The organism is Actinomadura rugatobispora (genome assembly GCF_055379765.1).
This window is the reverse complement of the sequence record NZ_AP029191.1, coordinates 8,751,685-8,770,972: the sequence shown is the minus strand read 5'-3', so window position 1 is coordinate 8,770,972 and position 19,288 is coordinate 8,751,685. Positions and strand designations below refer to the sequence as shown.

Sequence of the window (19,288 nt, the reverse complement as noted above, 5' to 3'; positions counted from 1 at the left end):
GGCCGATCACAGACCGGCCAGGTCGGCCAGCCGCCGGCGGTGCTCGTCCGGGGTCCCGTACAGCGAGTGGTCGACCGTCGCGCGGCGCAGGAACACGTGCAGATCGTGCTCCCAGGTCACCCCGATCCCGCCGTGGATCTGCACGCAGTCCTGCAGGACGGTCAGCGACCGGTCCCCCACGAAGCTCTTGGCGACGCTGACGAGCTTCGCCGCGTCGGCGGCGTCGTCCTGCACCGCCGCCGCGGCGGCGAACGTGGTGGCCCGGCACGCCTCCAGCCAGGTCCGGTTGTCCGCGAACCGGTGCTTGAGCGCCTGGTAGGAGGCGATCGGCCGGCCGAAGGTGTAGCGGTCGAACGCCCACTTCAGCGTCGCGTCGAACATGCGCGTCAGCCCGCCGCAGACCTCCGCGCACTGGATGACCAGCGCCACCTGCAGCTGCCGCTCCACCGCGCGCGCGTCACCCGGCGCCCCCACCAGCGCGGAGGCGTCCACCTCCACCCCGTCGAACCGCACCGACCCGAACTTGCGGGTCAGGTCCAGGCTCCGCTGCGCCGTGACCGACACGCCGTCGGCCACCGCCGGGACCAGGAACTGCGCCGTCCCGTCCGGGGTGGCGGCGGTGACCAGGAGCAGATCGGCCTGGCCGGCCGCCTCGACGCGGTCCTTGACGCCCTCCAGCCGGAAACCGCCGCCGGCCGAGGGGGACGCGGTCAGCCCCGGGGCCAGCGGGGCCCACGACCCGCCCGGCTCGTACACCGCCCACGACGCGATGCTCTCGCCCGAGACCAGCGCCTCGATCTCGGCGGCGTGGCCGGGGCCGGTGCCGTGCGCCGCCACCAGACCCGCCAGCACGACGTTGGTCGCCAGCAGGGCTCCGGGGGCCACCCCCGTGCCCAGCTCCTCGGCGAGCAGGGCCAGGTCCCGCACCCCGTTGCCCGAGACGCTCCCCCCGCCCAGCTCCTCGGGCACCAGCAGCGCCGTCCAGCCCAGCTCGGCGGCCCGGCTCCACCAGTCGCGGTCGAATCCCGTCTCCGCCTCCCCGCTCCGGCGGATCCGGTCCAGGGGGTACTCCTTCTCCAGAAACTCCCGCGCCGTCGCAAGGAACAGCTTCTGGTCGGAGGAGAGATCGAACTCCATCACCAGGTCCTCACCTTTCTCCAGAGCGCCATGGTCGTCAGTCCGAGGCCGGAAGCGGCTTGGCGCTCTTCAGCACCACCGGGCTGCCGTCGACGGCCAGCTCCGCCGTCCCCGCCCGCACGCACAGCAACTCGATGTCGACGCCCTCGGCGGTGTACCGCTTGCCCAGCTGCGCTCCCCCGCCCCCGCCCGCGGACGCCGCGGGCGAGGCGGGCGGCACCGACGTCCTCGCCGCCATCTCCTCACCACCGCAGGTCACCGAGACCTCCGGGCCCGCGTGGCGGACGACGACCACGGCGGTCGCGTCCACGGCACTGACAAGGGTCTGTCCGATCTTCAGCTCCATCACGCGTCCCTTGCCGGGGAGAGCACGACCACGGGGATGACCCGTTCGGTGCGCGTCTCGTAGACGTCGTAGTTCGGCCACTGCCCGGCCATGATCTTCCACAGCCGGGGCCGCTCGTCCGCCGACGCCGTGCGGGCGACGACCGGGACGTGCTCGGCCCGCACCTGGAGCTCGGCCCGGGGCTCGGCCTCCAGGTTCAGGTACCACTGGGGGTGGTCCGGGGCGCCGCCCTTGGACGCGACGACCAGGTAGTCCTCGCCGTCGCGCCCGAAGATGAGCGCGGACGTGCGGGGCTGCCCGCTCCTGCGCCCGGTCGTGGTCAGCAGCAGGGTCGGCACGCCGTTCCACAGGTAGCCGACCTCGCCGCCGGTCTCCCGGTAGCGGCGGATGTGCTCGGCGCCGACCAGGTTGAGGTCGGGCGCCTGGTAGCCGGGCTCTTTCTCGCTCATGCGCGGTCTCTCTATCCGAAGACGACGGGGATCTCGGTGACGCCGCGCTCGTACATGCCGATGAAGCGGGGCGGCTCGCGGTCGGGGTCCAGCCGCAGGTCGGGCAGCCGGTCGAGCAGCGCCCCGATCCCGGCGCTCATCTCCGCGCGGGCGACGTGCATGCCCAGGCAGATGTGCGGGCCGCCGCCGAAGGCGAAGGACGCCTTCATCTTGCGGGTGATGTCGTACTCGTCCGGGTTGTCCCAGCGGGCCGGGTCGCGGTTGGCCGACCCCAGGCACAGGTGCAGGACCGACCCGGCGGGCAGGTGCGTGCCGTGGAAGTCGACGTCCCGCGTCACGTACCGGGAGAACATCGGGTCGGTGGGCATCCACCGCAGCGCCTCCTCGATCGCGGGGCGCAGCAGCGAACGGTCGGCCTTCACCCGTTCCAGCAGGTCCGGCCGCTGCAGCAGGGCGGCGAGCGTGATGCCCATCTGCTTCCAGGTGGTGCCGGACCCGGCGAGCAGCAGGAGCAGCGCGAAGGAGTAGATCTCGGCGTCCGACAGCCGGTGGGTGGTGCCGTCCTCCTCCTTGAGCTCGGCCTCGACCAGGATGCTGATCAGGTCGTCCTGCGGATTCTCACGGCGGGCGGCCACGATCGGCCGCAGCACCTCCACGATCTCCATCGGGCGGGACATGGCCTCGCGGACGTCCAGCGCCCGCTCCGGGGAGATGCCGAAGCTGCCCGTGATCGTCAGCACCGGGATGGCCGCGCAGAAGTCGACGTTCAGCTCCGCGCGGCCGTCGGCGGCGAACCCGTCGATCAGCGCGTGGACGGTCTCCTCGATCCAGTTGGTGATCCACCACCGGGCCCGGGCCGGGACGAACGACGGCTGCACCAGGGCCCGGTAGCGGCGGTGCTGGTCGCCGCCCATGTTCAGCATGCTGTTGTACACGTCGGCGCCGCTGGTGGGATCGACCTCGTCCGGGGAGGAGGCGAACACCTCGGGGTTGCGGTACGCGGCGTCCAGGGCGGCGTGGCTGAAGGCCGAGTAGTGCGGCCGGTCGGGCTCGGGCAGGCCCTGGAAGAAGGCATCGCCCGCGTAGCCCGTCAGCTTGTGCACGGTGCCCTCGTGCACCGTCCCCTTCTCCCGCAGCTCCCGCCAGACCGGGTAGGGATCGGCGGTGAAGTCGCCGCCCATGCGCACGTTGTAGCTGCTGCGCAGGTCGAACAGATGCCGGAGCCGCTCGCGGTCCAGCGCTTGGGTCTCGCTCATCTCCGCTACCTCGCCACGTATCCGCCGTCGACCGGCAGGAGGACGCCGGTGATGTTGGCGGCCCGGTCGGAGGCCAGGTAGACGGCGGCCTCGGCGCAGTCCTCGGCGGTGATGGGACGGCCGAGCGGGTGCATGGCGCCGACCTGCCGGACCGCCTCCTCGCTCATCTGGTCGGCGCCCCCCATGCCGCCCGCCGCCATGAAGTTGGTGAAGGGCATCCCGGCCGGGCAGATGGCGTTGGCCCGGATGCCGAACGGCGCGCCCTCGATGGCGACGGCGCGGGTGAGCTGGTGCACCGCGCCCTTGGTCGACCCGTACACCGATCCGCCCCAGCCGACGAGGCCGGCCACCGAGCCGGTGTTGAGGATGACGCCGCCGTCGCCCTGCTCCTTGAAGCGCAGCACGGCGTGCTTGCTCCCGAGGAAGACGCTGCGCAGGTTGACCCCGATCAGCCGGTCGAAGTCCTCCACCGTGTGGTCTTCGAGCAGGGCCCCCAGCCGGGGGGTGGGGACGCCGACGTTGTTGAACAGGACGTCCAGCCGGCCGAAGTGCTCGACCGCCGCGCCGAGCATGGCGATGACGTCGTCCTCACGGGAGACGTCGGTCCGGACCGTCACCGCGGTGCCGCCCGCCTTGCCGATGAGCTCGGCCGTCTCCTCGACCCGCTCGAGGCTGATGTCGGCGCAGACGACGCGGGCGCCCTCCTCCGCGAACCGCACGGCCGACGCCCGGCCCACGCCGGACCCCGCGCCGGTGACCACGGCGCTCTTTCCCTCAAGCAACATCCGTGTCACGCTCCATTGTCGTTCGGCGCCAGGCTCAGCGCGCTGGTGGGGCAGGCGTCGACGGCGGTGCCGATGTCGTCGGCGGGGTCGCCCGCCTGGTCCACGACGACCGCCTTGGCCTGCTCATCGTGCTCGAAGGTGTGCGGCGCGTAGACCAGGCACATGCCGCTGCCGAGACAGAGGCTCCGGTCGACGACGACGCGACCGCTCACCGTCAGACCCCGGCCAGGACGGGCGGCTCGGCCGGGGTGAACCGGTAGAGGCGCTCGGCGTTGCCGCGCAGGATCTTGTACTGGGTCTCCTCCGGCAGGTGGCCGATCCGGTTCTTGATCACGCCGATGGAGTCGGGCCAGGTGGTGTCGGAGTGCGGGTAGTCGGTCTCGCACATGATGTTGTCCTCGGGGATGTCACCGAGTTCGATGCTGGCGATCGCGTGCGCGTCGTCGATGATGCAGCCGAAGATGTGGTCGCGGAACGAGGCGCGGACGTCCAGGGTGTCCAGGTCGATCGCGCCGCTGCCGGCGTGCTCCATGAACTGCACGCCCTTCTTCACCCAGTGGCGCTGCTTGTCGAGGACCTGCTCGGCGCGCTCCAGGAAGTAGGGGATCCAGCCGGCCTCGCCCTCCGACAGGGCGATCTTGAGGTTGGGGTAGCGCTGGAACAGCCCGCTGAACAGGAACGACAGCATCGTCCCGGAGGTGCGGGTCGCGCCCCAGGTCAGGTTGGCCATGAACGGCGCGTCCTTGCAGATCTGCGGCAGCGTCGACGACGAGCCGACGTGCATCGACACGACCATCTCCAGGTCGTTGGCCGCCGCCATGACCGGCTCCCAGTAGCCGTCCTTGTCATGGATGGTCGGCAGGCCCAGCGGCTCGGGGTTCTCGGAGAAGGCGAAGGTGGTGGCGCCCTTGTTCGCGCAGCGCTCCATCTCCTTGACCGCCAGCCGCGGGTCCCACAGCGGGATCAGGATCAGCGGGATGTAGCGGCCCGGCGCCGCCCCGCACCACTCCTCGATCATCCAGTCGTTGTACGCCTTCAGGCACACCAGCCCGAAGTCGCGGTCGCTCGCCTCGTAGAACAGCTGCCCGCAGAACCGGGTCACCGACGGGAAGCACAGCGAGGCCAGGATGCCCGCGCGGTCCATGTCCTTCACGCGGGCCGCGGCGTCGTAGCAGCCGGGCGCCATCTCGCTGTAGGGCACCGGCTCGGGGCTGAACTCCTCCTTCGACTTGCCCACCACGGCGCTCAGCCCGGAGCTGGGCATCCGCTTGCCGTCGTAGACCCAGAAGTCCATGCCGTCGTCGTCGACCTCCAGGTGCGGGGCGCGGTCGCGGTCCTTGGCCGGGACGCGGTCGGTCCACACGTTCGGGGGCTCCAGGACGTGGTCGTCGACCGAGATGAGCCAGTCCAGGTTGAGATTGGTCGCCATCTTCCGTTCCTTCCTGCCGGGCGGGCTCAGCGGAGCTCGCCGACCACCATGTGCTTCACTTCCTGGAAAGCGCGGATGCCGTCGGTCCCGCGCTCGCGGCCGAGGCCGCTCTGCTTGTAGCCGCCGCTCGGGGCGTAGGCGCTGAACAGCGCCGTGTTGACGTTGACCGCGCCGGTGCGCAGCCGCCGGGCCACGGCCGTCGCCGCCGCCACGTCGGCGCCGTAGACCTGACCGGACAGGCCGTACTCGCTGTCGTTGGCGATCCGCACGGCGTCGTCGACATCGCGGTAGCCGATGATCCCGATGACCGGGCCGAAGATCTCCTCCTGCGCCGCCGGGTTGGAGTTGTCGGGCAGGTCCAGGACGGTCGGCTCGAAGAAGTAGCCGTGCTCCAGACCCTCCGGGCGGCCGCCCCCGAAGGCCACCCGGCCCCCCTTCTCCCGCGCCATCTCGACGTACCGCTCGCAGCGGTCCCGCTGCGCGGCGCTGATGACCGGGCCCATCAGGGCCTCGCGGTCGGAGGGGGGACCGACCTTGATGCCCGCGTAGACCCGCGACACCGCCTCGACCACCTCGTCCTTGCGGTCCTGCGGGACGAGCATGCGCGTCGCGGCCACGCACGCCTGACCGGCCGTGGCCGCCACGACGGCCATCGCCCCGCCCGCCGCCTTCTCGACGGCGTCGGGCAGGTAGATCTGCGCCGACTTGCCGCCCAGCTCCAGCGCCACCCGCTTGATCGTCGGCGCCGCCTGCGCCAGGATCGCCCGCCCGACCGTGGTGGATCCGGTGAACGACACCATGTCCACGGCCGGATGCGTGGTGAGCAGCTCCGCCCCCGCCGCGCCCGGCTCGACCACCACGCTCAGCACGCCCGGCGGGATGCCGGCGACCTCCGCCGCGGCACCGAACATCAGCGAGGAGACCGGCGTCAGCGGGCTCGGCCGCAGCACCACCGAGTTGCCCGCCATCAGCGCCGGGACGATCTTCTGGAAGCCCATCATGAGCGCCGCGTTGTACGGCGTGATCGCCGCCACCACGCCGACCGGCTCGTGCCGCCGCAGGCTCAGCGCCAACCGGCCGCGCACCAGCTCGTCCACCGGGACGGGGTTGGACTCCTCGTGCGCCATCGACAGGTACAGGTCGATCGTGTCGCGCGCCGCGGCCAGCCCGGTGCGCAGCTGCGTGCCCTCGGCGAAGAACACCGGCTGGCCCGCCTCGGCCACGATCGTGTCGACCAGCGCCTCCCCGGTCGCCTCGATGTGGTCGAGGAACGCGTGCAGGGTCTCGGCGCGCTCCGCGGCCGGCAGGTCCGCCCACACCCCGGCGTCGAAGCTGCGCCGCGCCTCGACGACCGCCCGTTCGATCTCGTCCACGGGCGCGGCGGAGACGTCGGCCGCCGGCGTCTCGTCCGCCGGATTCTCCACGGTGAACCTGTCGTCCCCGTCCACCCACTTGCCGGCCACATACGAGCACCAATGAGGAATGAGTCCCACCGATTGCTCCCTTCTCTCACGCTGACGGGTCAGAACGATTCGGCGGCGTAGACGACGGCGCCGCCGTAGTGCGGCGAGGACTGGCAGGCGACCCCCACGGTCGCCTTCGGACGCTGGCGCTCGCCGGCCCGGCCGGCGAGCTGGAGATAGCACTCGAGCATCTGGGGGATGCCGTGCATCCGGCCGTTCCCCAGGGCCCCGCCGCCCGACAGCACGGGCAGCGCGCCGGGACGGTCGCTGTCGATCCGCCCGTCCTGGACGAACCGGTGCGCCTCCCCCACCGGGCAGAAGCCGAGCGCCTCCAGCCAGAACCAGACGAACGGCGAGAAGCCGTCGTACATCTGCGGCAGGTCCACCTCGTCCGGCCCGATCCCGGCGCTCTCCCACAGCCGGCGGGCGGTCTCCGCGCCGCCGGACATGATGTCGTCGAGCGTCCAGTGCAGCGGCAGCCGCGCCGCGGGAGGCGGGCTGGAGGCGTAGCCGGCGACGTAGACCGGCTTGTGCGGAAGGTCGCGGGCACGTTCGGCCGAGGTGACCACGAACGCCGCCACCCCGTCGACCGGGATGTCGCAGTCGTAGCGGCAGATCGGGTCGGCGAGTGTCGGCGCCGCCAGGTACTCCTTCTCGGTGAGCGGCTTGCCGTGCCAGTACGACCAGGGGATCCGGGCGCCGTTCTTGCGCGCCTCCACCAGCACGGCCGCCATCGCCTCCCGCGTGGCCCCGTAGCGCCGGAGGTACTCGTTGTAGGGCAGCGCGATCATCGCCAGCGGCCCGAAGTAGCCGGCCGGCGCGGTCCACTGCTGCGGGCCGGCGACCTCCCGCATCGGGTTGCCGTGGTAGCTCCCCCGCGGATTGTGCAGCGCCCGGTAGAACAGCACGTGGTCGGCGGCGCCGCTCGCCACGGCGTTGACCGCCAGCGTCAGGGCGCCGGAGACCTGGCCGATGCCCTGGAAACCCGCGACGTAGCGCGGCGCCGTGCCCAGGTGCTGCGCCATCCAGCCGGCCGTCACCGTGCTGATCCCGTCCTCCACGGCGTGGGCGCCGGCGGAGGGGAACAGCGACGCGGCGACCACGCCGTCCACGTCGCGCGGTTCCAGCCCGGCGTCGGCGATCGCCCGGCGGGCGGTGTCGACGGCGAGCGCGCCCAGCGGCCGCGCGGCGTGCCGTTCCACCTGGCTGTGGGCGTAGCCGGCGATGGCCACCTTGGTGCTCGCCGCGAACCTGCCGCTCACGCGCCCTCCTCCCCTCTGCCCTTGCCGCCGAGCACGAAGGCGGGGACGGCGACGCCCGGCGCGACGTCCTCGAACGCCGCCTCCACCGAGGCGCCGACGCGGACGGGCGCACCGGGACCGTCGAGGAGCCGGCCGATCACCCGCAGCCCTTCCTGCTCCGCGAGTTCGACATCGACCAGCACGAACGGCAGGTCGTCCGCGAAGCCGGGCAGGAACGACTGGCGCATCACCGTCCACGAGCGGACCGTGCCGCGGCCGCTGACCGGCTCGAACGCGAACTCCGGGTCGGTGCTGTGGCAGTGCGGACAGGTCTGGTCCGGCGGAAGCGTGAACGCGGCGCACCGGGAGCAGCGGGCGACGGTGAGCACGTGCCGGGCCGCCGCCTCCCAGAACGGGGCGGACAGCTCGTCCGGCGCCGGCACGGGGCGCTGGGCCTCGGTCACGGGATCGCCCCGGCGTCCTTGAGCGCCGCGATGTCCTCCCAGGTGCGTCCCAACTCCAGGAGCACCGCCTCGGTGTGCTCGCCGTGCTCGGGCGCCCGCCGCAGGTCCGGCGGCCGCTCGTCGAACTGCACCGGCACCGTCGGCAGGGAGTACGTCACGTCGTCCTCGACCACCTGGCCGATGTAGTCGTTGGCCAGGACCTGGGGGTCCTGCAGCAGCTCCTCCACCGCCTGCACGGGCGCCCACGGGGCGTCGATCCGCGCGAGCAGGTCCTTCCACTCCTCGAACGTCCGCCTGGCGAACTCCGCCTTCAGCTCGGCGATGCAGGCGTCCCGGTTCTCGCGCCGCGCCGCCAGGTCCACGAAACGCGGATCGTCCACCAGTTCCTCGCGCCCGACCAGCTTGCAGAAGTCCGCCCAGTACCGGTCCCCCTGGAGGAACACGAGCTGGATGTGGCGCCCGTCCTTCGTCGCGTAGACGCCGACCAGGGGGTTGGGCGACGCCTCGTTCCCGGAGGCCGCCCTCGGCCGATGCCCCTGCAGCGCGGACAGGACGTCGGACGACAGCGTCCACATCGCCGTGGCCAGCAGCGACACGTCCACCACCGACCCCTTGCCGCCGCGCTCGCGGCGCAGCAGCGCCGTGGCGATCCCGAACGCCAGCGCCATGGCGCCGTTGCGGTCGCCCATCGCACCGCGCTGGCCGATCGGACCGTCGCGGTCGGGCGGTGTCAGGACGTGCGCCATGCCGCCCCGCGCCCAGAACGCCGACGAGTCGTAGCCGGGCAGGTCGGCGTCGGGCCCCCGCGGCCCGTAGCCGTTCCCCCGCGCGTACACGAGCTTGGGGAAGCGCTCGGTGAGCGTCTCCGCGTCCAGCCCCAGGCGGCGCAGCGCCCCCGGCCGGAAGTTGGTGAGGAACACGTCGGCCGTCTTCAGCAGCTCGTCGAGGACGGCCCGCCCCTCCTCCTGGCGCAGGTCGAGCGCGACCGACCGCTTGCCGCGGTTGGCCAGCGCCATCGACAGGTTGACCCCGCCGGCGTCGGTCCCGATGCCCTGCGTGGCCAGGCCCCGGTACGGGTCGCCCTCCAGGCGCTCGATCCGGACGACGTCCGCGCCCCAGTCGGCCAGCAGCGCGCCGGCGACCGGGACGAACACCCACTGCGCCAGCTCGACGACGCGCAGGCCGCTGAACGCACCTTCGTCCACCAAGAACCTCCCTGTCTCTGCGGCGGTCACAACCAGCGCCTCCTGAAGGTGTGCGGTGTTCGCGGGGCGGCGCGACATCCCGGCGGCGGGGACCCGCGCGAACGCGCGGGTGATGCGGGCGGTTCGGGCGTCGCGGCGATGGCCGCGAAGGTCGATCGGAGGATGCGCGGGCGTTCGTCCGGGCCGGCCGCAAGCGGATCCGGTCGGCGCCGCCGGGGAGGGCCCTGGCGGCGCAACCCGCGAACAGGTTGCTGGGGGTGGGTAGTTGCTATCATTTAAGCAGCGCTGCACTAAATGGTAGCAACGACGTCTGCGGAAGACCAGACCTCCGGCTCCTGTTTCGAGAGCTCCGGCGGACGTTCGGCCGATTCCGAGCAAGAGAAAAGGCGCTCGCGTGCGTCGAACGCACGCGAGCGCCGGGGGCGAGAACTCAGGCGGGGAAGGTCCTGGCGACGGCGATGCCCGTCAGGCGGTCGTCCCTGCCGGCGTCGCGCAGCTCCACCTGGCCGAGGCCGTCGCGCAACCCGGCGGTGGCGACGACGGGACCCACCCGCGCGGGCTGGAGGTAGCGCAGCTCGAGCGAGGACAGGGTGCCGCCGGGCGCCAGCGACAGCACCGCCTCCTCCGCGACCAGGGCGATCAGCCCGCCGTTGATGGTGCGGGAGGCGTTCAGGCCGTCCTCCGAACGGGGCAGGACGGCCAGCCCCGGCCCGCGCCGCTCGCACCCCGCACGCTCGGCGAACGGCTTGACCAGCCGTTCCTTCTGCAGCGGGAGTTCGACGCTGAGGGTGGCCGGCAGCGACACGCCGGGGTCCGGCGCCAGCATGAACGAGCCGTGCGCGATCGCCCACGGCTCGCCGCCGCCGGTGGTGAACTCGACCCGCCCGGTGAAGACCGAGCGGCCGGCCTTGACCGTCCGGGCGATCCCCAGCAGCGTCCCGGCCGCGGGAGCGGGGCGGTACAGGTGGACGTCGAGTCCCAGCGTCACCGGCACGCGCGGGTGCGTGACCTTGGACGCCAGCAGGCCGATCAGCGTGTCGGCCCAGGTGGCCAGGATGGACGTCCGCAGGCGCGCGGTGCCCGGCACGTGCATCTCCGGGGTGATCGAGGCCGTGCCGTGCAGGTCCTCGCCGACGCTGGTGGTGGCGAAGCCGAGCTCGCCGAGCATGTGACTCGATGCCTCGGGGCCGGTCTCGGGGCCGGTCTCAGGGCCAGTACTGACGCTCACAGCGGTCTCTCCTTGCGCGGGTCGGCCGGCGGTGCGCACCGTCACCGCACCCTCGCTCCCCCGTCGTGATCCATGTAATGTCAACTTCGACATCGAAGTTTGGATAAGTCTGCGAAGGCTTGTCAAGAACCGCGGAGGTCACCATGACCGAGTCGACGCTGGAGGGCATGCTCGCCATCTTCGACGTGGCGCCGGACGGGGCCGACCCGCGGCGTTTCCTGGGCCACAGCGACCCCGGGAGCCGCCAGGTCGTCGAGGCCAGCCAGATGCTGTCACAGGCGATCGTGGCGGCGGGCAAGGCCCTGCCCGAACGCACCGTGCGGTCCGCGCACGGCCTGTTCGTCTCCGCGGGCGATCCCGCGCTGCCGCTGGAGTTCACCGTCACACCGGTCCAGGTCGGCCGCTCCTTCGCCAGCGCCACCATCGCCGTCACGCAGGGCGACCGGACCCGCTCGACCATCTCCGTGCTGCTGGACCGGCCCCAGCCGGACCTCATCCGGCACGACCGGTGGACCGGCCCGGAGGTCGGCGGCCCCGACGCGGCGAACGAGATCGACATGCCGCTGCCGGGCAGGCGGCTGCGCATCGAGGGGGTCCGCGACATCAACGATCCCGACGAGGTCGGGCCGCCCGTCGTGGACGCCTGGCTGCACTACGACCAGGTCCCCGGACGCGACGACCTGCGCCGCGCGCTCCTCACGCACTTCACCGGCCACCTCTCCATCTCCACCGCGATGCGGCCGCACGCCGGGCTCGGGACGTCCCAGGCGCACTACACCGTCTCGACCGCGCCCATGGGCATCTCGGTGGTCTTCCACGACCCGGTGGAGTGGAACGGCTGGATCCGCTACCACCACGAGAGCACCTACGCGGGTGCCGGCATGAGCCACATCCGCGGCCAGGTGGTCACCGAGGACGGGCGCCTGATCGCCTCGTTCACGCAGGACGCCATGATCCGCGCCCTCTCGCCGAGCGGATCGGCGGCGTCCATGCCCGTCGCATCCCGGCTCTGACAGAGCGCGCAGGGCCGCCGCCCGGACGGGCGGCGGCCCTGGCGACGCGGCGGCCCCCGGCCGGATCAGACGGGGATGAGGCGGGACAGGTTGCCACCCATGATCTTGGCCTTGGCCTCCTCGGTGAAGGAGGCCAGATCGTCGACGAAGGTGATCGGGTCGGCCTTGCCCTCGGGGTGGGGGTAGTCCGAGCCGAACAGCACCCGGTCGATCCCGAGCAGGTCGGCCAGCGCCGCCATGTCGTCCTCGTTGACCTCCTCCCCCTCGTAAACGAGGGGGATTCCAACCCGTGCCCTCAGGAGAGGAACCTCAGGTTGAGGTTCGCGGTTCATCCGCCCCGGCAACCCGGAGCGTCCCCGCGCAGCAACGGCCGGCCCGGCCGCCGTGCACACGAGCCCGGCTCGCGTGCGATAGTGCGCGCCGCGTTCACATCGGCGGTGTTGCCGACGTAGCTGCAGGACCAGCACCGTAAAACACGCTTGGCTCTCGCGCGCCTCCCGGTCCCTGGTCCCACACGCCGGACAACGCTGCGAGGTGGACGCGGGATCGATCTGTACACGCGGCCGGGCGCCTGTACTCGAGCCGCTCGACCAGCATGGCCCGACCAGCTTGGTCTCCAGCGGCCAGGCATCACAGACGGTAACACCAAGCTCGCAGACCGCGCTCGGAGTTTCGGAAATCCGCCGCGGCGGCGGATTTCCGATCCTTGTCCTGCTCCGCAGAGGTCCGATTCCTCCCCCGCCGAAGGCGGGGGAGGAATCGGATTTCCCGATACCCCGGGTGGAGAAGATGCCGTCCCGATGGTCGAACGACCAGACCTCGTCCATCCGCTGCTTCAGCCGTGGATCACCACGCGTGAGCTCCGGGTCGTCCCACACCCGTTCTTCCAGCAGGCTCGCCAGGGCGGGGAACATCAGCGTCCGCTGGATGCCCTGCTCGTCCATCAACTCCAGCCGGGACCTGGGGGGGGTCGTGGAACGACTTGCCCTCCGGGTTCCCGTGCTTGAAGTAGTCCTCCTGGGCGCCCGGACGGGCCACCACCTCGAAGGTCGGGTTCGGGATGTACTCGCTGATCTGCCCCCGGACCGCGATCTTCGTCCGGCCGCGGACCTGCACGTACTGGATGGCGCCCCGGTGGTCCTCCGGCAGGTGCCGGGTGAACGCCTCCTCGGTCTCGTACATGTGGTTGTCCGCGTCGAACAGCGGGAACGGCAGCTCACGTGACGGCATGTCGGGCTTCCTTTCGCGACGAGATGGTCGCCTCCCGCCCGGCGGGTCCCCTGTGCGGTCGCACGGGCCCGAGCGAGCGGGCATGACCTGGTCGACCTCCCCGGCAGCGTAGCTCAATGTCAATATCGACATCAATACTGACTTCGGGCTATCGTGCAGACGGCGGGGCCCGAGGACGGCCGCGGGCACGCCTACCCCCCAGGAGGCATCGACACCATGGGACAGCTGGACGGCAAGGTCGCCTTCATCACCGGAGCGGGCCGCGGCCAGGGACGGTCGCACGCGGCGCTGCTCGCCGAGCACGGCGCCGACGTGATCGCCGTGGACGTCTGCGCCGACATCCCGACCGTCCCCTACCCGATGGCCACGGCCGACGACCTCGCCGAGACCGCCCGCGTGGTCGAGGCGGCCGGGCGGCGGTGCGTGACCGCGGTCGCCGACGTCCGCGACATCGCGGCGCTGGACAAGGCCCTGCAGCACGGCATCGCCGAACTCGGCGGCGTGGACATCGTCCTGGCCAACGCGGGCGTGCTGCACAGCGATCCGGGGGCCGAGACGACGCTCGAACGGTCGGCGGCCAACTGGGCCGACGCGATCGGCGTGATGCTCACCGGCGTCTTCAACACGCTGAAGGTGACCGAGCGCCCGCTCATCGACCAGGGCCGCGGCGGCTCGATCGTCGTCACCGGCTCCACGGCCGGGCTCAAGGGGATGACCGACGGCTCCGGCGGCCTCTCCGGGTACAACGCGGCCAAGCACGGCCTGGTCGGCCTCGCCAAGGGGTGGGCCAGGCTGCTCGGCCCGCACAGCGTCCGGGTCAACGTCGTGCACCCGACCGCGGTCGACACCTTCATGATCAATAACCCGCACTCGCCGATGACCGACGGGAGCCGCCTCCAGCAGGTCACGCGGGTGCTGCCGGTGGACCGGCTGCAGCCGGTGGACGTCAGCCGGGCGATCCTGTGGCTGGTGTCCGACGAGGCGTACGCCGTGACCGGCATCTCGCTGCCGGTCGAGGCCGGCATGACCCTGTGATGATGGACGCCGACGCCGTCGCCCTGCTGCTGGTGCGCGTGGTCGTGGGCCTCACAATGATCGCCCACGGGCTCAACCACTGGCGGGGCGGTGGCCGCATCGAGGGCACCGGCCGCTGGTTCGGCGGGCTCGGCCTGCGGCACGGGGTGCTGCAGGCGTGGATGAGCGTGGTCACCGAGATCGGCGCGGGGATACTGCTGGTGGCCGGCCTGCTCACGCCGCTGGCGTGCGCGGCGGTCATCTCCGTGATGCTGGTCGCGGGCCTGCTCGCGCACCGTCCGAACGGCTTCTTCGTCTTCAAGGACGGCTACGAGTACGTCCTCGTGCTCGCGGTCGTGACGCTGGCACTGGCCGTCCTGGGCCCCGGGCGGCTGTCGCTCGACGCCGCCGCCGGCACAGAGGTGGACGGCTGGGTCGGTGGCGGCATCGCGCTCGGCGTGGCCGTGGTCGCGACCGCGGGCCTGCTGGCGACGTTCTGGCGGCCGGAGCGCGGGAAGTCCGATGCCGCCGCGTGACGGACAACCTCTCAAGAGCCGGTGAGAGGGGGCAGGAGGCCCGCCGCGGCCCAGTCCGCGACGAACGCGGCCATCGCCGGAACGGTGTCGCGGTGGAGGGCGGCGGCATCGGACCGGACGCGCAGGTCCACGTGCACGCCGGACCGGGCGGCGCGCGCGGCGAACGCCAGCGAGTCGTCCAGCAGGGGATCGTTGCCCGCCGCCAGGAGCTGGATCGGGGGCAGGCCGTGCAGGTTGCCGAAGAGCGGGCTCACCAGCGGATCGTCCTTGGCGGCGCCGCCGGCGTAGGCGGCGACGCGGGCGCGGACCGCGCCGAGGTCGAACGCCGGATCGCCGGCGGCGTTGAAGAGCAGGCTGGACGCGCCCAAGGTGAGGTCCAGCAGCCCGGAGACCAGCGTCCCGCAGCCGGGCAGGGCGGCCCCCCGGTCGCGCAACCGGAGCAGCAGGGCGGTGACCAGCCCGGCTCCCAGCCGCTCGCCCGCCACCGCGACCGGTCCGAGGCTCCGGCCGAGGTCGTAGGCGGCCTCGACGTCGTCGAGTGCGGCGGGGAAGACCTGCCGGTAGCGGGCGCAGACCACCGTGGCCCCGGTCTGGAGGGCGAGCCGGCGGGCCGTGTCGGGCACCGGCTCCGGGTCGGCCGCGAGGTAACGGTCCCCCGGCGCGTAGAGGACGACCGTCCCGGCCGGGTCTGGGGGACGCACGATCAGGCCCGCGGCCGTCGCCTCGGTGCGCACGCCGGTCATGGCGTCTCCGCCGCGGCGCGATCCAGGCCGAGCAGCGTCCGGAACGCGGGTGGATTGCGCCGCAGGCACTCCTCCCCCACCGAGCCGAAGCCGTCCGCGGGGCCGGTGGAGGGGTGGGCGTAGACGGCGGTGATCGTGATCGGGACGTCCTGTGCCTCGGGCGGTCGCGTGGACCGGTCGTCGCGGAGCACGACGGAACCCTTCGGCAACGAGAGGCCGCGGTCGTCGAGGACCCACGAGGCCACCACCACGAGCGCGTCCGGCACCTGGGACGGCGCGTCCGAAGCGGACAGGCCCCGCAGGATCATGTCCGGCCCGAGAAGGCCGTGCGCGGCCGTGCGCGCGAGCGGGTGCAGCGCGATCTCCTCGAAGAGCCGGTGGCGGGCGAGCAGCCCACCGGCGTCCGGGGCGCGCGACTCGGACTGGACGCGTTCGCGCAGCTCGTCGGCGAACGCCTCGGAGATGGCGCGTTCGATGACGGTGTGCCCGCGTTCCTTGAACTCGGCCACGTGGCGCGCGAGCCCGAGCCTGGCCGCCCGGTGGCCGAGGTGGGGGTTCTCGATCGTGCGGGCGGCCATGTGGTCGTGCAGCCCGGCGAGCACGGGGTGCATGGCGGCGGGAGCGCTCCCCTCCATCCGCATCACGCCGGGACCGTGCCGGTGCACCATCTCGCGGCGGGCGCGGTCCATGGCGTCGCGCCCGGCGGCGTACACCGTCTGGACCATCGCCAGCATGCCCTGGTAGTCGCCGGAGACGCGCAGGTCGGCGTCCTGGATCTCGCCCGGCCCGGCCTCGACGGCGCCGCCGCCGACGCGGACGTGCCAGGCGCCGCCGATCCCCGGCGGCGGATCCGTGAACGTCTCGCAGAGGGTGAAGCGCACGTCCGGCGCGGCGTTGCGGACGAAGCGCGCCGCCTCCTCGATCCACGCGCCGGAGAGGAACTCGAACCGCCCGTCCGCGGGCGCACGGGTCATCGAGGCGACCTCCCGTTGACCATGCCGAAGCCGTAGGTCTTGTATCCGAGCAGGACGAGCAGTTCCTCGGAGGCGAACTGCACCACGGCCGGGTCGAGCGACAGGAACCAGTTCTCCTGGGGGCGGTACATCGTGCGGGTGTACCAGCCGAAGACCGCGGCGCGCCGCCGGTCGGCGGTGCGGTTGAAGCCGGTCTGGTGCCAGAGCCGGCTGTCGAAGACGACCAGCGAGCCGGCCGGGGCCTCCATCGGCACCGACGAGGTGTCGTCCTCGGGCCGCGGCGAGCGGTTGAGGAGATGGCTGCCCGGGACGAAGCGGGTGGCGCCGTTGTCGACGGTGAAGTCGTCGACGCACCATGCCGCGTTGGCGCCCTGCGGCTCGGCCGGCCAGGGCTCCTGCAGGAAACGCTGGTCGGCGTGGACCATCATCTCCCCGCCGCCGGGGCCGGTGATGTTCGCCGACAGGTTGCCGAGCAGCATCGGCCAGCCGAGCCGGGAGCGGACCAGGCGCAGCGCGGTCGGATGGGCGGCGAGGTTCTCGAAGACCGGTCCCCTGCTGAGGACGTTCCACACCCGCTGGTTCGTCTCGTCGTGCGCGTAGTCGGCGGCGAAACGCTCCTCGCGACCCCACGTGCGGTCCGCGGCGGCTGCCGCGTAGAGACCGTCCTTGACTGCGCGCAGGGTCTCGCCCTCCAGCACGTCCGTCACCGCGCAGATGCCGTGCTCTTCCAGGTCGTGCTCCGCGCGCTCCAGGTCGTTCGTCGGGGCCGGGAGCGTGGCTCGGGTGGTCATCTGACGCTCAGCCGCCCGCGCCCGCCTGCGCCGCGACCCACTGGGGATGGTTGGCGCGCATGGCCTCGACGATGGGCTTCCACCGCTCGACGGTCTGGTCGTACACCTTCATGTCGAAGCTCGTGGACGTCCGGAACTCCAGGACCTCCACGCCCTCCGGCCCCGCCGTGTACGCGTAGGGGGCCTCGGCCTGCACGAAGAACCCCTCGCCCGCCTTCATCGTGCGGGTGCCCATCGTGAGCTCGCCGGAGATGACGTAGTAGAGGCAGTCGGCGGAGTGGCTGTGGCGGGGCAGCCGGAAGCCGGCGCCGAACCAGGCGTGGACGAGGCTGAAACCGTCCGGGCCGTGGCCCTTGAAGAGGACGGTGACGCGCTGCCCGTCGCGCAGCGGGCTGGTGTCGTACTCGGCGTGGACGGCCTTGTCGATCCGCGGTGCCGACATCATGCCGTCGTCGTCGATCGAGGGCGCGTCCTCCGAACGGAAGAACCTGATCTTGTTGACCCGCTCACTCGCGGCCATGACCCCACCTCATCTCGGCGATACGGAATTCCGGAGTCTTGTCAACTTCGACATCGACTTTGACAATGCCATGGGCCCCGCCGGGCGTCAAGGCCGCTCGGCGCCGATCGCGTCCCCGGGATCGGCGGCCGGATCGGCGCCCGCCACGTACTGGACGGCCGGGACGGACAGCGCGACGAAGGCGATGGCGCACACCCCGAAGATCCAGATCACCGGTCCGAGCGAGGAGCCGGTGACGGTGAACAGCAGGCCGGCCGCGAACGGGGCCAGCCCGCTCGCCAGCACGGTGCCGATGTTCTGGCCGAAGTTCGCGCCGGTGTAGCGCACCGGCCCGGGGAACAACTCGGCGATGAGGGTGAAGGCCGGCGCCTGGACCATCGCCACCAGCAGCGAGTACACGCCCAGCGCCACGATCAGCCCGGCGAAGCCGGTCGCCTTCCCCAGCATGTACATCACCGGGAACGCCGCGACCAGGTACCCGACCAGCACCGCCGCGAACGTCCGGCGCTGGCCGTACCGGTCGGCCAGCCGGCCCGCGACCGGGGCGAGGAACGCGCTCAGGATCGAGCTCACCGCGGAGGCCGCGAAGACCTCGCCGCCGGGCAGGTCGCGGTTGCCGACCAGATAGGTGTGGAACCAGGCGGCCAGCCCCGCCGCGCCGTTGGCGCTGATCGCTATACCGCCCGCGATGAGCACGTTGCGGCGGTGCACCGTCAGCACCTCGCGCAGCGGGGAGCGCGTGACCTCCCGGCGCTCGATCATCCGGGTGAACTCCGGTGAGTCCTCCAGCTTCGTCCTGATCCACAGCGCGATCGCGGTGAGCGGGGCGGCGATCAGGAAGGCGATCCGCCAGCCGTAGTCCTCCATGCCGTCCCGGCCCAGCACGCCCGTGAGGACGGCGGCGGTGACGGTGCTGGTGGCGCCGCCGAGCACGGCCCCCATCGACGTCAGCGACGCCATGAACACGCGGCGCCGCCGCGGCACCGACTCCAGCACGTAGGTGATCGAGCCGAGCATCTCGGACCCGGCCGAGATGCCCTGCCCGAGCCGCAGCAGCACCAGCAGGAGCGGGGCCAGGGCGCCGAGGGTGGCGTAGGTCGGGAGGATCCCGACCAGGGTGCTGCACACACCCATCAGGAGCACGCTGAGGACCAGGGCGTTCCGCCTGCCGCGCCGGTCACCGTACCGCCCGAACAGGATCCCGCCGATCGGCCTGGCGACGAACCCGGCGCCGAACACCGCGAGCCCGGCCAGGAACGAGGTCGAGGCGTTGTCGGACGGGAAGAACTGCGGTGCCAGGAAGACCGTCAGCACTCCGTAGAGCGCGAAGTCGTAGTACTCGATGAAGGTGCCGACGAAACCCGCGAGCGCGGCCCGGCGGGCCATGCGCGGTGAGGGCCCCGGGGCTCCGGCGGTGGACGAGGGGGGTTGCATCATGGACTCCCGGTCAGGAGGTGGCCCGAT

22 protein-coding genes are annotated in these 19,288 nt (G+C 72.3%); 3 read left to right on the top strand and 19 right to left on the bottom strand.

Annotation, left to right across the window (positions count from 1 at the left end; translation table 11 throughout):
- Positions 1 to 6: 6 nt before the first annotated feature.
- From ACZ466_RS39455 to ACZ466_RS39400, 12 genes are all read right to left on the bottom strand, one after another.
- Positions 7 to 1,137: an acyl-CoA dehydrogenase family protein gene (locus ACZ466_RS39455; protein ID WP_378292584.1), complete on the bottom strand. Its 1,131-nt coding sequence runs from the start codon at positions 1,135 to 1,137 to the stop codon at positions 7 to 9.
- 37 nt (positions 1,138 to 1,174) lie between these two features.
- Positions 1,175 to 1,483, bottom strand: a complete 309-nt coding sequence (locus ACZ466_RS39450; protein WP_378292582.1) for a hypothetical protein — start codon at positions 1,481 to 1,483, stop codon at positions 1,175 to 1,177.
- A complete protein-coding gene (locus tag ACZ466_RS39445) occupies positions 1,483 to 1,932 on the bottom strand; it encodes a nitroreductase family deazaflavin-dependent oxidoreductase (protein WP_378292580.1) in 450 nt (149 codons plus the stop codon). The genes ACZ466_RS39450 and ACZ466_RS39445 overlap by 1 nt, the downstream gene beginning before the upstream one ends.
- An 11-nt stretch (positions 1,933 to 1,943) precedes the next feature.
- Positions 1,944 to 3,188: a cytochrome P450 gene (locus ACZ466_RS39440; protein WP_378292578.1), complete on the bottom strand. Its 1,245-nt coding sequence runs from the start codon at positions 3,186 to 3,188 to the stop codon at positions 1,944 to 1,946.
- Between the two features lie 5 nt (positions 3,189 to 3,193).
- The gene (locus ACZ466_RS39435) at positions 3,194 to 3,973 is read right to left on the bottom strand and encodes an SDR family NAD(P)-dependent oxidoreductase (RefSeq protein ID WP_378292575.1); all 780 of its coding nucleotides are present in this window, start codon (positions 3,971 to 3,973) and stop codon (positions 3,194 to 3,196) included.
- A 5-nt stretch (positions 3,974 to 3,978) separates the two neighbouring features.
- Positions 3,979 to 4,185 carry a ferredoxin gene (locus tag ACZ466_RS39430; RefSeq protein ID WP_378292573.1) on the bottom strand — a complete coding sequence of 69 codons (207 nt, stop codon included), beginning with the start codon at positions 4,183 to 4,185 and terminating at the stop codon, positions 3,979 to 3,981.
- 2 nt (positions 4,186 to 4,187) lie between these two features.
- Positions 4,188 to 5,402: an amidohydrolase family protein gene (locus ACZ466_RS39425; RefSeq protein WP_464041859.1), complete on the bottom strand. Its 1,215-nt coding sequence runs from the start codon at positions 5,400 to 5,402 to the stop codon at positions 4,188 to 4,190.
- 26 nt (positions 5,403 to 5,428) lie between these two features.
- Positions 5,429 to 6,895, bottom strand: a complete 1,467-nt coding sequence (locus ACZ466_RS39420; protein WP_378288420.1) for an aldehyde dehydrogenase family protein — start codon at positions 6,893 to 6,895, stop codon at positions 5,429 to 5,431.
- A gap of 29 nt (positions 6,896 to 6,924) precedes the next feature.
- Positions 6,925 to 8,127: a thiolase family protein gene (locus tag ACZ466_RS39415; protein WP_378288418.1), complete on the bottom strand. Its 1,203-nt coding sequence runs from the start codon at positions 8,125 to 8,127 to the stop codon at positions 6,925 to 6,927.
- Positions 8,124 to 8,570: a Zn-ribbon domain-containing OB-fold protein gene (locus ACZ466_RS39410; RefSeq protein WP_378288416.1), complete on the bottom strand. Its 447-nt coding sequence runs from the start codon at positions 8,568 to 8,570 to the stop codon at positions 8,124 to 8,126. The genes ACZ466_RS39415 and ACZ466_RS39410 overlap by 4 nt, the downstream gene beginning before the upstream one ends.
- Complete coding sequence (locus ACZ466_RS39405; RefSeq protein WP_378288414.1) at positions 8,567 to 9,775, bottom strand: CaiB/BaiF CoA transferase family protein; 1,209 nt, start codon at positions 9,773 to 9,775, stop codon at positions 8,567 to 8,569. Before ACZ466_RS39405 ends, ACZ466_RS39410 begins: the two co-directional genes overlap by 4 nt.
- A 430-nt stretch (positions 9,776 to 10,205) precedes the next feature.
- The gene (locus ACZ466_RS39400; protein ID WP_378288412.1) at positions 10,206 to 11,003 is read right to left on the bottom strand and encodes a PaaI family thioesterase; all 798 of its coding nucleotides are present in this window, start codon (positions 11,001 to 11,003) and stop codon (positions 10,206 to 10,208) included.
- A gap of 143 nt (positions 11,004 to 11,146) precedes the next feature.
- Here ACZ466_RS39400 and ACZ466_RS39395 point away from each other — a divergent pair, with 143 nt between their 5' ends.
- The gene (locus ACZ466_RS39395; protein WP_378288410.1) at positions 11,147 to 12,016 is read left to right on the top strand and encodes an acyl-CoA thioesterase; all 870 of its coding nucleotides are present in this window, start codon (positions 11,147 to 11,149) and stop codon (positions 12,014 to 12,016) included.
- A gap of 65 nt (positions 12,017 to 12,081) precedes the next feature.
- Here the strand turns inward: ACZ466_RS39395 and ACZ466_RS39390 are convergent, their stop codons facing one another.
- Positions 12,082 to 12,255 carry an amidohydrolase family protein gene (locus tag ACZ466_RS39390; protein WP_378288408.1) on the bottom strand — a complete coding sequence of 58 codons (174 nt, stop codon included), beginning with the start codon at positions 12,253 to 12,255 and terminating at the stop codon, positions 12,082 to 12,084.
- 607 nt (positions 12,256 to 12,862) lie between these two features.
- Entirely contained in the window at positions 12,863 to 13,246 is a 384-nt protein-coding gene (locus tag ACZ466_RS39385; RefSeq protein ID WP_378288406.1) for a hypothetical protein, read from the bottom strand.
- A gap of 216 nt (positions 13,247 to 13,462) precedes the next feature.
- Between ACZ466_RS39385 and ACZ466_RS39380 the strand changes: the two genes are divergently transcribed.
- The gene (locus ACZ466_RS39380; RefSeq protein ID WP_378288404.1) at positions 13,463 to 14,281 is read left to right on the top strand and encodes a mycofactocin-coupled SDR family oxidoreductase; all 819 of its coding nucleotides are present in this window, start codon (positions 13,463 to 13,465) and stop codon (positions 14,279 to 14,281) included.
- Positions 14,281 to 14,796 carry a DoxX family protein gene (locus ACZ466_RS39375; protein ID WP_378288402.1) on the top strand — a complete coding sequence of 172 codons (516 nt, stop codon included), beginning with the start codon at positions 14,281 to 14,283 and terminating at the stop codon, positions 14,794 to 14,796. The genes ACZ466_RS39380 and ACZ466_RS39375 overlap by 1 nt, the downstream gene beginning before the upstream one ends.
- 11 nt (positions 14,797 to 14,807) lie before the next feature.
- Here the strand turns inward: ACZ466_RS39375 and ACZ466_RS39370 are convergent, their stop codons facing one another.
- The 5 genes from ACZ466_RS39370 to ACZ466_RS39350 all read right to left on the bottom strand — a co-directional run bounded on the left by ACZ466_RS39370 (position 14,808) and on the right by ACZ466_RS39350 (position 19,261).
- Positions 14,808 to 15,539: an alpha/beta hydrolase fold domain-containing protein gene (locus ACZ466_RS39370; RefSeq protein WP_378288400.1), complete on the bottom strand. Its 732-nt coding sequence runs from the start codon at positions 15,537 to 15,539 to the stop codon at positions 14,808 to 14,810.
- Entirely contained in the window at positions 15,536 to 16,513 is a 978-nt protein-coding gene (locus tag ACZ466_RS39365) for a phytanoyl-CoA dioxygenase family protein (protein ID WP_378288398.1), read from the bottom strand. Before ACZ466_RS39365 ends, ACZ466_RS39370 begins: the two co-directional genes overlap by 4 nt.
- Positions 16,510 to 17,304, bottom strand: coding sequence for a phytanoyl-CoA dioxygenase family protein (locus ACZ466_RS39360; RefSeq protein ID WP_378288396.1), 795 nt, complete (start codon positions 17,302 to 17,304; stop codon positions 16,510 to 16,512). Before ACZ466_RS39360 ends, ACZ466_RS39365 begins: the two co-directional genes overlap by 4 nt.
- 7 nt (positions 17,305 to 17,311) lie before the next feature.
- Positions 17,312 to 17,824 (bottom strand): cupin domain-containing protein, encoded by a 513-nt coding sequence (locus ACZ466_RS39355; RefSeq protein ID WP_378288394.1) that lies wholly within the window; start codon positions 17,822 to 17,824, stop codon positions 17,312 to 17,314.
- Between the two features lie 87 nt (positions 17,825 to 17,911).
- Positions 17,912 to 19,261: an MFS transporter gene (locus ACZ466_RS39350; RefSeq protein WP_378288392.1), complete on the bottom strand. Its 1,350-nt coding sequence runs from the start codon at positions 19,259 to 19,261 to the stop codon at positions 17,912 to 17,914.
- Positions 19,262 to 19,288 lie beyond the last annotated feature (27 nt).